Below are 14,460 nucleotides of genomic sequence, written 5' to 3' on the forward strand. Positions count from 1 at the left end.
TCCTCGAAAATCTTCGCACCAATCCTATCGGTACAGCTTCTTAGAGCAGAAAGTTTCTCCAGGCGCCCTTTTTGTACAAAAGCACTTGCCTGGACAGGATTTCCAAGGTATAATAAGGATATATCGGTGCGGGGCGGATGCCCCTATACTAACAGACAAGGAGAGACTGTTATGCTGCAGCAGGTTATGACCGCCCCCGGAAAAATCGAGTTCCGCGAAATCCCCACGCCAGAACCCCAGCCCGGGGAGGCCCTCATAAAAATCATGAAAATCGGCGTGTGCGGCTCCGACATCCACGTATACCACGGGGAGCACCCCTTCACAAGCTATCCCGTCACCCAGGGCCACGAGGTTTCCGGCCTGGTGGAAAAGCTGGGGGAGGGGGTGACAACCCTCACCGTAGGCCAGAAGGTCACCATCCAGCCCCAGGTGGTGTGCGGGGAATGCTATCCCTGCCGCCATGGGAAATATAACCTCTGCGAAAGCCTGAAGGTAATGGGCTTCCAGACCACAGGCGTGGCCTCTGAATATTTCGCTGTAGACGCGAAAAAGGTCACCCCCCTGCCGGAGGACATGAGCCTGGACGAGGGCGCCATGATAGAGCCTTTGGCTGTGGCAGTCCACGCGGTGCGCCGGGCCGGGGACGTAACCGGGCAGGACATCTGCGTGCTGGGCGCCGGGCCTATCGGCATCCTGGTGGCCCAGGCCGCCAAGGGCATGGGCGCTAGGCGGGTGATGGTAACAGATGTAAGCAGCCTGCGCCTTGATAAGGCCAAAGAGTGCGGGGCCGACTTCTGCATCAACACAAAGGAGAAGGATTTCGGGGAAGCCCTTACAGAGTGCTTTGGCCCGGACAAGGCCGACGTGATTTACGACTGTGCCGGCAACAACATCACTATGGGACAGGCCATTGCCCACGCCCGCAAGGGCAGCACCATCATCCTGGTGGCGGTGTTTGCAGGGCAGGCCTCTGTGGACTTGGCAGTGCTCAACGATCACGAGCTGGATTTAAACACCTCCATGATGTACCGCACAGAGGATTACGCCGCGGCCATTGAGCTGGTAAACCAGGGCAAGGTGTCCCTTGCGCCCTTAATCTCCAAGCATTTTGCCTTCAAGGATTACCTGGAGGCCTATAAGTTCATCGACGAGAACCGGGAATCTACCATGAAAGTCATTATCAACGTCCAGGCAACGTAACGTTGCATCTAAGACGCGAGAAACGTGAGTGGGAACTTTCCGCTGCGGAATGATATTCCGCGCTTACGTGAGCCATCGCGTGTCCGGGGTACTCCCGATGGTGTAAATTGGTTTTTGGGTCATAACATTCCCAAAGGGAATGTTTGCCCTTCTTTGCAAAAAGGTTTGTGGGGTGTGGGGCGAAGCCCTACGGCCTTGACCTTAGGAGGTAGTGTTTTGTTAAAGCGGCGGCAGGGAGAGAAAAACTACTATATACGGGCGTTTGTGCTGGGGCTGGGACTGTCGTTTCTGGTGTTCATCCCCTTCATGGCCATAGACGGCGGGCGCTTCCTGTTTTACGGGGACTTCAACGTACAGCAGGTGCCTTTTTACCGTCTGGCCCACGACGCCATCCGATCCGGGCAGCTTGGCTGGAGCCAGCACACAGACCTGGGCGCAAACTTCATCGGATCCTATTCCTTCTACCTTTTAGGCAGCCCCTTCTTCTGGCTTACCATCCCCTTCCCCTCGGAGTGGATGCAGTACATGATGGGGCCGCTGCTCATCCTGAAGTTTGCCTGCGCCAGCCTCACCGGGTACATTTACCTGCACCGCTATACCAAAACCCCGGACACAGCCCTCATCGGTTCCATCCTCTATGCCTTTTCCGGGTTTTCCATCTATAATATTTTCTTTAACCATTTCCACGAGGCCATTGTGTTCTTCCCCCTGCTGCTGGCAGCCCTGGACGAATACATGGCAACCCGCCGCCGGGGGCTTTTTGCCCTGGCGGTTGCGGCCTGCTGCTTTGTGAATTATTACTTTTTTGTGGGCCAGGTCACCTTCACCCTCATTTATTTCTTCCTGCGTATGCTGTGGGGGGACTGGCGGCTCTCCTTCCGGGACTTCCTCTTCCTGGCTTTGGAAGCTGTGCTGGGAGTGGGCATTTCCTGCGCTTTGCTTGTCCCCTCCATCCTGGCTGTGCTGCAAAACAGCCGCACAGGAAACATCATCAACGGCTGGAACGCGGTGCTCTATAACAAAAACCAGCGGTATCTCCACATTCTGGAGTGCTTCTTCTTCCCGCCGGATCTCCCCGCCCGGCCCAACTTCACCCCGGAGTCCGAGTCCCGCTGGGCCTCCCTGGGGGCCTGGCTGCCCCTCTTCAGCATGTCGGGGGTTATCGGCTGGCTCCAGCTAAGGCGGAAGCACTGGCTGAAAAAGCTTTTATGGACGCTTTTCTTCATGGCATTGGTGCCAGGGCTGAATTCTGCCTTCCAGATGATGAACAGCGCCTACTATGCCCGGTGGTTCTACATGCTCACCTTGATGATGGCCCTTGCCACTGTCATGTCCCTGGAGGAGGAGCGGGTGGACTGGAAGCGTTCCCTTGTCTGGACCCTCTCCATCACCCTGGGCATTACGGCTGTGGTGGGCTTCACGCCGGTTTCCGAAACTGTGGACGGGGAGCAGAGCGTCTCCTTTGGGCTTATGCAGTATCCCACCCGCTTCTGGAGCTATGCCGCCATTTCCCTCATCTCCCTGGCCGCCCTGTTCTATGTGTTCACCTTCCGGCGGGACAGCCGCCGATCCTTCCAGCGGGGGACTATATGGGCCGCGTCCATTGTCTCGGTGCTGTATTCCATTTTCTTTATTGCCCTGGGCAAAACCCAGTCGGACTACACCTGGGATCACCTCATCCCTTATTCCTTAAACGGCGGCGCCTCCATCGACCTGCCGGATCTGCAGCAGTGCCGCTCAGACTTTTATGAGTCTGTGGACAACGCGGGCATGTTCTGGAAAGTCCCCACCATCCAGGCTTTCCACAGCGTGGTGCCCGGATCTGTCATGGAGTTTTACAGCTCTGTGGGGGTGCAGCGGGATGTGGCCTCCCGCCCGGAAACCAGCCACTACGGGGTGCGGGCGCTGACCTCTGTCCACTGGCTTTTCGACGACGACCACGACAGCGACTACTTTGCCGGGGAGGATTCCTCCGAACCCCTTATGCCCGGCTGGGCCTATTATGGCAACGCCAACGGCTTCGATATCTGGGAAAACCAGTATTACATCCCCATGGGCTTTTCCTATGACTACTATATCACCCGCAGCGAGTATGAAAAGCTCAGCAAGGGCACAGACTCCACAGCAGGGGACAGGGAGCTTGCCATGCTGCGGGCAGTGGTGCTGGAGGACAAGGACGTGCAGGACTTTGAGGGGCTTCTCACCCACCTGCCCCCGGAAAACCGGGCCTTCAACCAAAGCCTCTATCCCCAGGACTGCCTGGACAGGGCGGCCTCTGCCTGCCAGTCCTTCCAGTATACCCGCACAGGCTTTTCCGCCACCCTGGATACGGACACCGAGGAGCTGGTGTTTTTCAGCGTGCCCTATGAACCGGGATGGTCTGCCCGGGTAAACGGCGAGCCGGCAAAAATCACCAGGGTGAACGTGGGCTTTATGGCAGTGGTGGTGCCGGTGGGGGAACAGGTGCAGATCGAGTTTACCTACCGCACCCCCGGCCTGACAGCCGGCATACTGGGATCCCTGCTTTCCCTGGGCCTTCTGGCAGCTTACCTGGTTTTGGCCCGCCGCCTGAAGGAGAAGCCCCAGTCTCCGGCCCCCCGCTTTATGCGCCTGGAGCCTTTCTCCGAATATGAAAAGCGGCACAGGGCCACCTTCCTGCGGCCCGGAGCTATGATTCCCCATTTCCCCCGGCAGGCGGCCCTGCCCCCGGAGGATCCGCAGCAGGAAGTCCAGCTTCCGGGCGCAGGGGAAAAAGACCCCGCCCCTGTGGAATATGCAGAGCGGGTAGACCTTGACACGCCGGAGGAAGCGCCTGAGGGGGAAATCCCCGGGGAGGAAGTCCCAGGGGTGGAAACCTCCGGGGAGGAAGCCCCGGAACAACAGGAGGAACCGAAGCTATGAACCCAACTGTATATTTCGTCATCCCCTGCTATAACGAGCAGGAAGTGCTGGAAGAAACGGTCAAGCGCCTGACCGCCAAAATGGATTCTATGCGGGAGCGGGGCCTTGCAGGCGACAAGAGCCGCATCCTGCTGGTAAACGACGGCAGCAAGGACAAAACCTGGGAGATTATCACCCGGCTCCACGAGGAAAACGGCTATGTGGAGGGGGTAAAGCTTGCCCACAACCGGGGCCACCAGAACGCCTTGTTCTGCGGGCTGATGACGGCCATGCCCCTGTGCGACTGCGCCATCAGCCTGGACGCGGATTTGCAAGATGATGTGGACGCCCTGGACAAGTTTGTGGAAAAATTCCTGGAGGGCTGCGACGTGGTGTACGGGGTGCGCAACAAGCGGGACACAGACACCTGGTTCAAGCGCACCACAGCCGAGGGGTATTATAAGATTCTCCACCTGCTGGGAGTAGACGTGGTGTTTAACCATGCGGATTACCGCCTGATGAGCCGCCGGGCCTTGGAGGCCCTGTCGGAGTATAAGGAAGTAAACCTGTTCCTGCGGGGCATGGTGCCCCTTATCGGCTATAAGAGCGACTATGTGTATTACGACCGCCACGAGCGCTTTGCCGGGGAATCCAAATACCCCCTGAAAAAGATGATAGCCCTGGCCTTGGACGGCATCACCAGTTTCAGCGTGAAGCCCTTAAAGCTTATCTCAAACTTCGGCGTCATTGTGTCCATCCTCAGCGTGTTCGGCCTGCTGTATGCCCTCATCTCCTATTTTGCCGGCTGGGCCGTTTCCGGCTGGACTGCCATTGTCTGTTCCATCTGGCTTTTAGGGGGCCTGCAAATGCTGTGCCTGGGGGTAGTGGGCGGCTATGTGGGGAAAATCTACAGCGAGGTGAAAGCCCGGCCCCGTTACCGGGTGGAGGAATTTTTACAGCAGCCGCCGGAGGAATAAACCTCCCTTTATGGAAATTACAATTTTGTAACTAGATGACAAATCGTTTACAAAACAACAGGTTTTTCCCAAGTTTTATCTGATTTTTATCATTATTCACACTCTGTTCACATTTTTTCTGTGGGAAAATCGTCAGAGGGAAGGAGCGGCATGGGAAAAAAGAAATACGCCCTGATTGCTGGGGGCTTGGTGTGTCTGGCGCTTTTTGGGGCGCTTTACTACCTGCAAGGGGAAAGGGACAAGCCCTATACCTTGTCCACCTTTGCCATGGGTTCCTATATCCAACAGACCGTATACGGCAAAGGGGGAGAAGAAGCCGCCGCCCAGGCCGCCCAGGAGATTGGGGCGCTGGAAAACCGCATCTCCTGGCGCAGGGAGCACAGCGACATCGCCCTCTTAAACGCTTCCGCCGGAAGCGGCCCTGTGCCCTTGGATCCCGCCACAGAAAGCCTTTTGGAAATGGCCCTGGAGGTGGGGGAAAAGAGCGGCGGCGCCTTTGACGTGACCATCGCCCCGGTAAGCCGCCTGTGGGATTTTGACGAAAATCCACGTCTGCCTGAAACAGGGGAGTTGGCAGCGGCCCGGGCATTGGTGGACTACAGGCAGCTTTCCCTCAGCCCCCAGGGGGCCTCTCTCCCTGAGGGCATGGCGGTTGACCTGGGGGCGGCAGGAAAGGGCGCGGCCTGCGACAAGGCCCTGGCTGTGTACCGGGAGGCAGGGCTTGCAGGAGGCGTGGCCGCCGCCGGAGGCAGCGTGGGGCTTTACGGGAAAAAGCCTGACGGCTCCCTGTGGCAGGTGAGCGTGCGGGATCCCTGGGGCGCCGGCTCGGTAGGGGTGCTGGAGCTGGAGGAGGGCTTCGTGTCCACCTCGGGCAGCTATGAAAAAACCTTCCAGCAGGACGGCGTCACCTACCACCATCTGATAGACCCCAAAACCGGATATCCGGCGGAAAGCGGGCTGGTTTCCGTAACTGTGTGCAGCGGTTCCGGTGCTTTAAGCGACTGCCTTTCCACCGCCTGCTTTGTTTTGGGGGAAGAAAAGAGCCAGCCCCTTTTGGAAAGCTTTTCGGCCCAGGCCCTTTTCATCCATGAGGATGGCAGCATAGCCTGTACCCCTGGCCTGGAGGAAGCTTTTACACCCCACAGCCCCGGGGATTTGGCGGCAGACAAGCCCTGAAAGCTTGCGGGAAAAGGAGGCAGGCATGGCAAGGTTTTTTATCACAGATACCCCTTCCAGCCCATACTTTTTAGGCGGCGGGGAGGGCCTTCACGGGGCGAAGGCTTTGCGCCTGCGGCCTGGGGAGGAAGTTACCCTGTGCGACGGGGCAGGGACGGATTATCCCGGCGTGGTGGAGCGGGTGGAAAAAGACGGCCTGTGGCTGCAGGTGGGCGAAGGCGCGGCAAACCGGGCAGAGCCTTCTGTGCAGATAACGGTGTGCCAGTGCCTTCCCAAAGGGGACAAGCTGGACACGGTGGTGCAAAAGGCAGTGGAACTGGGGGCCTGTGGCCTTTGGCAGGTGGAAAGCGCCCGGTGCGTGGTCAGGCTGGACAGGAAGCAGGCGGAAAAAAAGACCGCCCGGCTTCGGCGCATTGCCCTGGAGGCCGCCAAGCAGAGCGGCAGGGGCATAGTGCCCCGGGTGCGGGAGCCGGTACCCTTTGGGCAGGCCCTCCGGGAGGCGGCAGAAAAGGGGGACGTGCTCTTTTTTTATGAAAAGGGCAAACACAGCCTCAAAGAGGCCCTGGAGACGGCAGGGGACAGGCTGTTCCTCTTTATCGGGCCAGAGGGGGGCTTTACCCCGGAGGAGGCGGCGCTGGCGGAAAGCATGGGCGCAAAGCCCTTGACATTGGGCAGGCGGATTCTCCGCACAGAAACCGCCCCGCTGGCAGCTTTGGCGGCGATTTTGTACCAGCGGGGCGAAATGGAAGGGTAGGGCAGCCATATGGGCGGACGGGCGAAAAACGTGTTGATCACCGGGGCTTCCGGGGGAATTGGCAGGGCCATGGCGGCGGCTTTCGCGGAAAAGAGCTACGGGGTGGCTATGGTGTGCCACAGCCACCCAGAGCGGGCCAGGGATCTTGCGGAAAAGACCGGGGCCGCTGTGTTTTCCTGCGACGTTTCCCGGGAAGAGGAAGTAGAGCGCCTTTTCGCGGCGGCAGAGGAGGCTTTCGGGTGTATAGACGTGCTGGTGAACAGCGCCGGCATTTCCTGGCGGGGGCTTTTCACAGACATGTCCCTGGCAGAGTGGGAGCGTGTTTTCGCTGTGAACACCCGAGGGGTGTTTTTGTGTACCCGCCGGGCGCTGCCCCCCATGATTCGCCGGAAGCGCGGCTGTATTATCAATGTCAGTTCCATGTGGGGCCAGCAGGGGGCTTCCTGCGAGGCGGCCTATTCCGCTTCCAAGGCGGCGGTGATTGGACTCACCCAGGCCCTGGCCCAGGAGGAAGGGCCTTCCGGCATCCGGGTAAACTGCATCTGCCCTGGGGTAATCGACACCCCTATGAACGGAATCCTTTCTCCGGCGGACATAGCCGTTCTGGCCCAGGACACCCCTTTGGGGCGCACTGGAACACCGGAGGAGGTGGCCCACGCGGCCCTGTTCCTGGCGGAAAACGAGTTTGTCACAGGGCAGGCCCTGGGCATAAACGGGGGATTCCTGCTCCGATGAGGGCGGGGGAATAGGGGCAGAGAGAAAAGCTGTGGGTTCCCTGCCTGTTTTCTTGTAATTTCCCGGCGCATATGATATAATAGCCACAAGCTGTTATACTTGTTTTTTGGCCGCAGCTTGGCGGCGTGTTATGGAAATAAGCCCAAGGGGGCTTTGAAGGCAAAGGGGGCTGGGAGGAAACATGGCAAGCAAACTATGCATGAACTGCTTTGCAGGCTACCGTCCGGAGGTGGACGGCAGCTTTTGCCCGGAATGTTCCTGGGACAACAGCAAGCCCCAGGTGACAGAGGGCCTCCGGTTCCAGACGGTGCTGGCCTCCCGGTACGTTATCGGGCGGGTGCGCTCCATGAACAGCGAGGGCATCACTTACATGGCCCTGGATCGTGCCAGCCAGAAAACCGTTACCATCCGGGAGTTTTATCCCCGGCCCCTGGCTTCCCGTAGGCAGGATCAGTCCGTTGCCCCGGGAAAAGAGAACCAGGCTGTGTTTGACAAATATGCTGATGAGTTTTTAGAATTGGGGAAGGGCGTAAGCCGGCTGCGGGAGCTGACGGTGATAGAGTCTGTGCTGGACATTTTCGAGGAAAACGGCACAGTGTATACAGTCTACCGCTATACGCCCACTGTGTCCCTGCGCAGTTACATTGAAAACAACGGCAGGCTGGGCTGGAACGAAGTGAACCGGATGTTCATGCCGGTGCTCACAGCCCTGGGGCTTATCAACTCCTTGGGCATTTCCCACCTGGGCATTTCCCCGGACACCCTGCGGGTGACGAAGGAGCGCAATCTGCTGCTGACAGGCTTTTGCATTAAGGCCGTCCGGCGGGCCGGATCCCCTATCCCGGCGGATTTGGATCCGGGCTGCGCCGCCATTGAGCAGTACAGCTCCAAGGCCCTGTGCAGCGAGGGCAGCGACGTGTATGCCTTGGGGGCCTGTATGCTCTATGCCCTCACAGGCCGTCCCCCCAAGGAAGCGCCGAAGCGCCTGGAGGATCCCCGGCTGCTGATTGCCAAGGATGTGATGAAAACCCTGCCTCCCTTTGCGGTGACAGCTATTGCCAACTCCCTGCAGGTGAAGCAGGGCCAGCGCACCGGCAGTTTCGAGCGCTTCCGCAGCGAGCTTTCCGCTGCCCCGGCCCTGGTGGAGGAAATTGACCAGACAGACGCCATCCGCCGCCTGCCGCCTATCAACATGAGCCTGCCCCAAAACCGGGGGCTGCCTCCGGTGGCGTGGCTTATCGGATCCTGCGTGGTAACATTGGTGGCCCTGGTGATTGTAGCCTCAGCCTGGCTGGGGGACAGGGGCATGTCCTTTGGGGACTTGGGCCAGCTTTTTGACGGTACGGTTGCCGCCCAATCCGCCATAGAGGTGCCCAACATGCTCAACCAGAGCTATGAGGACTGGGAGAAGAAAATCAAGGACGGGGAGTATGATCTGCAGCTAAAAATTTCCTCCCGGTCTTTCAGCAGCACCATTGACGAGGGCAATATTATCAGCCAAAGCCCCTTTGCGGGGGAGGAGGCCAAGCCTGGGGACACCATTGTGGTGACGGTGAGCAAGGGCGCTGCCACCCGGGCCTTGCCAGAGATAAAAGGCGTAAGCTTTGCGGAACTGCAGGAGCTTTTAAGCGGCAACGGCTTTGTGCCCATGCGCCAGGAGGAGCACAGCGATGACATTGGCCCGGGCTATGTGATACGCTATGTGGATCACGAGCCGGGGGATTCCCTGGACTATGGGGCCACAGTGACAGTGGTGGTCAGCGCCGGGCCGGAGGCGGAGGGGGGAGAGCCTGTCAGCCAGGGAGAAGGGGGCGAACCGCCTCCCGGAGAATAAAGTTCTAAATAAAGAAAAAGGGCCGGCTGGAGTTTCCCAGCCGGCTTTTTAGTATTTCTCAGAAGCTGTACCGATAGGATTGGTGCGAAGATTTTCGAGGAAATTTTGTGGGGTTCAAGGCGGAAACCGCAAGGATTACTTTCGTATTTCGAGGATTTCCAACACAGAAGCCCACTAAATTTCCCGAAAAGGTTTGTGCAGGGGCCTATTGGTGCAGCTTCTTATTTCCCTCCTTGCCCACAGCCACCAAAAAGGCGGCGCAGAGCAGAAGCAGGGAAAGCCCGCCTGCCGCTGTGCCGGAAAAGGCCTGCACAGTCCCTATGGGCGCGGCAGTTTCCAGGGTTCCCCCGGGCAGCAGCCTGCACAGAAGCTGGCAGCAGATTGCGGAAAGCAGCCCGTGGATCAGCCGGAACAGGAAGAAAAGCCACTTTTTCACAGGGAACTCCCCGGGGAACATGGCGAACACCTGCAAATGGACGCACAGCCCGCCAAAGGCCAGGCCAAAGGCGTATAAGGGCAGGCCAGCGTGGAACCGGACGGCATCCCCCACGCCGCCGGTAACCTCCAGCAGGAAGGAGAGGGCCGCCGCTGTTTCCAGGGGCGTAAGGAAGCTTTGAGCGTCCAACAGCCGGACTAGGGCCTGATAAGCCCCTGTGGCGTGAAGCAGGGTGGAGAGGGCGCCGAAGCTTACAATGCAGGCGCACATGATAAGCATGCTCTGAGCCGCACCGGAGACAGAGCGCACCAGCGCCCCGCCTGTTTTTATGGGGCGGGCCTCCTGCTTTTTTGGGGGGATTTTTCCCCGCAGGCCGGAAAGCAGGCCCAGCAAAAGGCCGGAGAGGGTGACGGAGAAAAACAGCAGCCAGCCGGCCTGGTAGCTGCCCAGCACGCCGCCCCCCAAATAGGTGACCACAAAAGCTGTGCCGGGATTCACGCAGAAAAGCATCATGCGCCCGGCCTGCTCCCGGGTGATTTTCCCCTGCTCCAACAGCAGCGCCGCGCTGCGGGCCCCGGCAGGGTATCCTCCTAAAAAGCTCATGATAACAGGGGCGGCGCAGCACTTTGGCAGCCGGAACCCCCACCGGGTGGGGAGGGCCAGGGGCCTGCCCAGCAGCTCCCCGGCCCCGGACTGCACCATGAGGCAGCTAAGCACCATAAAGGGGAACAGGGAGGGGATGAGTGCTGTCAGGCAGTACAGCACGCTTGCCCGCACCCCGTCCTTTACCTCCTCCGGGAAGGACAACAGGGCCATGGCCAGGAGAAGCACCCCCAAAGCCCCCAGCACCCCCGGTATCCGCCTGCACAGCCTGCGCGCCATTTCCATTAAGAACCCCTCCTTTGTCCATCTACAGGATATGGGAAAAACCGGGGATACATGCCGCCTGCCACACATATTATTACCCGACGGCAAAAAAACTTTTGGGAGGGATGGCATGGAGCAGGGGAAAGGCGGCACGCTGATTACGCTTACAGGCAACCGCTCCGCTGTGGTGGACGGCTGCGACGGCATTATCGACTATGACGCGGAAAAAATCCTCCTGCGGGCGGGCAGGCTCACTGTGCGCTTTGGGGGCCGGGATCTGGCTTTGCGCAGGCTGACAGAGAACTCCGCTGTGATAGAGGGATTTATTTCCCAGGTGGAATATATGGTATAGGGAAGGGGCTGGGTGCTTTGCTGGAAAAGGTGTTTCATCTGCTTTCAGGGTATGCGGAATTTCAGGTGGAGGGGGACGGCCCCCGATTTTTTAACATAACCGCCAAAAGCCGCATCGGGCTTTGGGGCTACCGCCGCCGGGAGGGGCTGCCTGTGGCCCGGATAAAGGCCCGGGAATATAAAAAGCTGCGGGGGGTGTACAGGCGCAGCGGGTCCAGGCCCCGCCTGCTGAAAAAGCGGGGCGCCCCCTTTTTGATCCACAGGCTGGAGGCCCGGAAGGGGCTGCTGCTGGGGGCGCTTTGCGGCGGGGCGCTGTACTGGTTCCTCTCCGGGTTCCTGTGGGGGGTGTCGGTGACAGGGACACAGCTTATGCCGCCTTCCAGGGTGCTGGAGGCCGCTGCCCGCCAGGGGCTTTACCAGGGCTGTGCCCAGCGAGAGATGAATCCCCGGGGCGCGGCCCTGGGGATTTTATCGGAGCTGCCGGAGCTGAGCTGGGCTGGCATCAGCACAGACGGCTGCTTTGCGGAGATTGCCGTAAAGGAAGGGGAGCCAAAGCCCCAGCCAGAGGAAGAGGCAGGGTGGTCAAACATTGTGGCCTCCCGGGAGGGGAAGGTGGTGGAGATACAGGCCCAAAGCGGCAGGCCAGAGGTAAAGCTGGGGGAAGCGGTAGAACGGGGTCAGCTTTTAATTTCCGGGCTGTATGAGGAGGAGCAGGATCCCTGGGCAGAGCCGAACCCCAATCCTCTGCAGGTGACTGGCCCGGCCCGGGGCAGTGTAACGGCGGAAACATGGCGCACCTTTACCGTGCAGGTCAGCGGCATGAAAAAAGAGTGGGTGGAAACAGGGGAGACGGAAAGCAGCTATTCCCTCTACCTTTTGGGCCTGCGCCTGCCCCTAAGCCTGCCCCTGGCCCCGGGAGAAGGCCGGGCCTACCGGGAAGAGCACCCGCTAAAGGCGCTGGGCACAAAGCTGCCCGTTTCCCTCCGGAGGGAAGCCCGGATTGTATGCGCCCAGCAGGAGCGGGCTTTAACAGAGGAGGAGCAGAAGGCCCAGGCCCTTTTAAAGCTGCGGGAAATCCAGCGAGGGGAGATTGCCCCTGGGGGCCGGGTGCTGGAGGAAGAGCTGGAATTCCATTTCACAGAAGGCATGTGCATTTTAGAGGCCAAGTGCCTTTGCCGGGAAGAAATTGGGGAGCTACAAAAAGTTTTGGTGGATTAGACGGAAGATGGGGATAAATTTTATACAGATTTCATAGGATTTTCTCTTGAACACTTGTTTTTCCTTGTGGTATAATAACTGTACAACAGTTATTATGCTTGATTTTAAATTGCCCCGCCCGGTTTTGTCTGCCGCGCAGGCGGAGGGCAGGCAAAAAGCAAGGAGAAGTGTATTTGGAACAGAGGATCAATGTAGACAGGCTGGAGCAGGCTGCCGAGCTTTTCGGCAGCTTTGACAGCAATGTGCGTCTGATAGAACAGGAATATGGCGTGCAGGTGCTTTTCAGGGATACAGAGCTGAAAATCAGCGGGGACGACCCGGAAAAGGTAGACCGGGCATACCGCACCCTGCAAAGCCTTATCACCCTTATTGGCAGCGGAGAAGCCCTTACGGAGCAAAACGTGCGGTACTGCATCCGCATGGTGGCAGAGGACAGTGAGCAGCAGGTGCAGCGCCTTGCCGGGGACTGCATCTGCATCACCAGCAAGGGCAAGCCTATCAAGCCCAAAACTGTGGGCCAGCGCACCTATTGCGACAATATCAAGGACAACACCATTACCATCGGGGTAGGCCCTGCCGGCACAGGCAAAACCTACCTTGCGGTAGCTATGGCTGTCACAGCCTTCCGGGCCCAGGAGGTAAACCGCATTATCCTCACCCGTCCGGCAGTGGAGGCCGGGGAAAAGCTGGGCTTTTTGCCTGGGGATTTGCAGCAGAAGGTGGATCCCTATCTGCGGCCTTTATATGACGCCCTTTTCGACATGCTGGGGGCGGAAACCTACCAGCGCTATGTGGAGCGGGGGAACATTGAGGTGGCGCCCCTGGCCTATATGCGGGGCCGCACCCTGGACGACAGCTTCATCATCCTGGACGAGGCCCAGAACACCACCGGGGAGCAGATGAAAATGTTCCTCACCCGGCTGGGCTTTAATTCAAAAATGGTTATCACAGGGGACGTGACCCAGATAGACCTGCCCGACGGCAAGCGCTCCGGCCTGAAGGAGGCGGTGCGGGTGCTGCGGGGGGTGGAGGATATTGCCATCTTCAAGTTTACGGAAAAAGACGTGGTGCGCCACAGGCTGGTGCAGGACATTATCCGGGCCTACGAGCGGGCCGGGCGCGCCAATAAATAAGTGAAAGGGAGAACCCATATGGAGAAGCTAAAGGTCATCATTTCCAACCGCCAGAAGCAAGTGAAGATCCCCACCGGGGTGCGGATGCTCATCCGCCGGTGCTGCCATGCGGTGCTGCTGCTGGAGCACTTTCCAGACTCCGCTGAAATCAGCGTCTCCTTTGTGGATAACGAGCAGATCCGGGAGATGAACAGCCAATACCGGGGCAAGGATGCCGTAACCGACGTGCTGTCCTTTCCCATGGGAGAGGACGGGCACTATGATGTCAACCATGAAACCGGGGCAAAAATTTTGGGGGACATTGTGCTCTCTGTGCCCAAGGCCATGGAGCAGGCCAATCTTTACGGGCACTCTTTAGAGCGGGAAATTGGGTATCTTACGGCCCACTCCATGCTGCATCTTTTGGGCTATGACCACGAGGACGGGGGCCTTGCCCGGGTGCGGATGCGGGAAAAGGAAGAGCTGGTGATGAGCCAGTTAGGCCTGCCCGCCAGCAGCAGCTACACCGATGCGTAAGCAGCGGCGGTTTTTCCACAGCTTTAGGGACGCAGGGCGGGGGATAGGAAGTTGCCTGCGGACAGAGAGGAACATGCGGGTACACCTGGGGGCCTGTGTGCTGGTGGTGCTTCTGGCGGCGTGGCTGGGCGTGGGCCGGGAGGAATGGGCCTGCCTGCTGCTTGCCATGGGCATGGTGACGGCAGCCGAAGCTGTGAACACAGCTATAGAGGGGCTGTGCGACTTTATAGAGGAAGGGCATAACGCCCAGATTGGAAAAATCAAGGATATAGCGGCAGGGGCTGTGCTGCTGGCGGCGGTTTTCGCGGCGGCAGTGGGCGCAGTGGTTTTCCTGCCGCGGCTTTTGGGCTGCATTGAGATGCTGCAGCGGTATATATAATGTA

Annotated in this window: 13 protein-coding genes; 12 read left to right on the forward strand and 1 reads right to left on the reverse strand. The window is 59.0% G+C overall.

Annotated elements, in window-relative coordinates:
* Positions 1 to 171: 171 nt before the first annotated feature.
* The 7 genes from D1841_RS05350 (at position 172) to D1841_RS05380 (ending at position 9,556) form a co-directional block, all read left to right on the forward strand.
* Positions 172 to 1,200, forward strand: a complete 1,029-nt coding sequence (locus D1841_RS05350) for a zinc-binding dehydrogenase (RefSeq protein WP_160642355.1) — start codon at positions 172 to 174, stop codon at positions 1,198 to 1,200.
* Positions 1,201 to 1,416: 216 nt separating this feature from the next.
* Positions 1,417 to 4,101, forward strand: coding sequence for a YfhO family protein (locus D1841_RS05355; protein ID WP_237076213.1), 2,685 nt, complete (start codon positions 1,417 to 1,419; stop codon positions 4,099 to 4,101).
* Entirely contained in the window at positions 4,098 to 5,057 is a 960-nt protein-coding gene (locus D1841_RS05360; protein ID WP_160642354.1) for a glycosyltransferase family 2 protein, read from the forward strand. Before D1841_RS05355 ends, D1841_RS05360 begins: the two co-directional genes overlap by 4 nt.
* 150 nt (positions 5,058 to 5,207) lie before the next feature.
* Positions 5,208 to 6,233 (forward strand): FAD:protein FMN transferase, encoded by a 1,026-nt coding sequence (locus D1841_RS05365; protein WP_160642353.1) that lies wholly within the window; start codon positions 5,208 to 5,210, stop codon positions 6,231 to 6,233.
* A gap of 25 nt (positions 6,234 to 6,258) precedes the next feature.
* Positions 6,259 to 6,987 carry a 16S rRNA (uracil(1498)-N(3))-methyltransferase gene (locus tag D1841_RS05370; protein ID WP_237076212.1) on the forward strand — a complete coding sequence of 243 codons (729 nt, stop codon included), beginning with the start codon at positions 6,259 to 6,261 and terminating at the stop codon, positions 6,985 to 6,987.
* Between the two features lie 9 nt (positions 6,988 to 6,996).
* Positions 6,997 to 7,722, forward strand: a complete 726-nt coding sequence (fabG, locus tag D1841_RS05375) for a 3-oxoacyl-ACP reductase FabG (RefSeq protein WP_160642352.1) — start codon at positions 6,997 to 6,999, stop codon at positions 7,720 to 7,722.
* 181 nt (positions 7,723 to 7,903) lie between these two features.
* Entirely contained in the window at positions 7,904 to 9,556 is a 1,653-nt protein-coding gene (locus tag D1841_RS05380; protein ID WP_160642351.1) for a PASTA domain-containing protein, read from the forward strand.
* 205 nt (positions 9,557 to 9,761) lie between these two features.
* Here D1841_RS05380 and D1841_RS05385 read toward each other — a convergent pair whose 3' ends face one another.
* A complete protein-coding gene (locus D1841_RS05385) occupies positions 9,762 to 10,880 on the reverse strand; it encodes a hypothetical protein (protein WP_160642348.1) in 1,119 nt (372 codons plus the stop codon).
* Positions 10,881 to 10,989: 109 nt separating this feature from the next.
* Between D1841_RS05385 and D1841_RS05390 the strand changes: the two genes are divergently transcribed.
* The 5 genes from D1841_RS05390 (at position 10,990) to D1841_RS05410 (ending at position 14,456) form a co-directional block, all read left to right on the forward strand.
* On the forward strand, positions 10,990 to 11,211 hold the full coding sequence (locus tag D1841_RS05390) for a YabP/YqfC family sporulation protein (protein ID WP_160642347.1): 222 nt from the start codon (positions 10,990 to 10,992) through the stop codon (positions 11,209 to 11,211).
* Positions 11,212 to 11,228: 17 nt separating this feature from the next.
* Positions 11,229 to 12,428 (forward strand): sporulation protein YqfD, encoded by a 1,200-nt coding sequence (locus D1841_RS05395; RefSeq protein ID WP_160642346.1) that lies wholly within the window; start codon positions 11,229 to 11,231, stop codon positions 12,426 to 12,428.
* A 173-nt stretch (positions 12,429 to 12,601) separates the two neighbouring features.
* Positions 12,602 to 13,561 (forward strand): PhoH family protein, encoded by a 960-nt coding sequence (locus tag D1841_RS05400; protein ID WP_237076210.1) that lies wholly within the window; start codon positions 12,602 to 12,604, stop codon positions 13,559 to 13,561.
* An 18-nt stretch (positions 13,562 to 13,579) separates the two neighbouring features.
* Positions 13,580 to 14,077: an rRNA maturation RNase YbeY gene (gene ybeY, locus D1841_RS05405; protein ID WP_160642345.1), complete on the forward strand. Its 498-nt coding sequence runs from the start codon at positions 13,580 to 13,582 to the stop codon at positions 14,075 to 14,077.
* Positions 14,070 to 14,456, forward strand: coding sequence for a diacylglycerol kinase family protein (locus tag D1841_RS05410; RefSeq protein WP_160642344.1), 387 nt, complete (start codon positions 14,070 to 14,072; stop codon positions 14,454 to 14,456). The genes ybeY and D1841_RS05410 overlap by 8 nt, the downstream gene beginning before the upstream one ends.
* Positions 14,457 to 14,460: the final 4 nt, after the last annotated feature.

It is taken from the genome of Neglectibacter sp. X4, assembly GCF_009917365.1.
Lineage (GTDB): Bacteria > Bacillota > Clostridia > Oscillospirales > Acutalibacteraceae > Acutalibacter.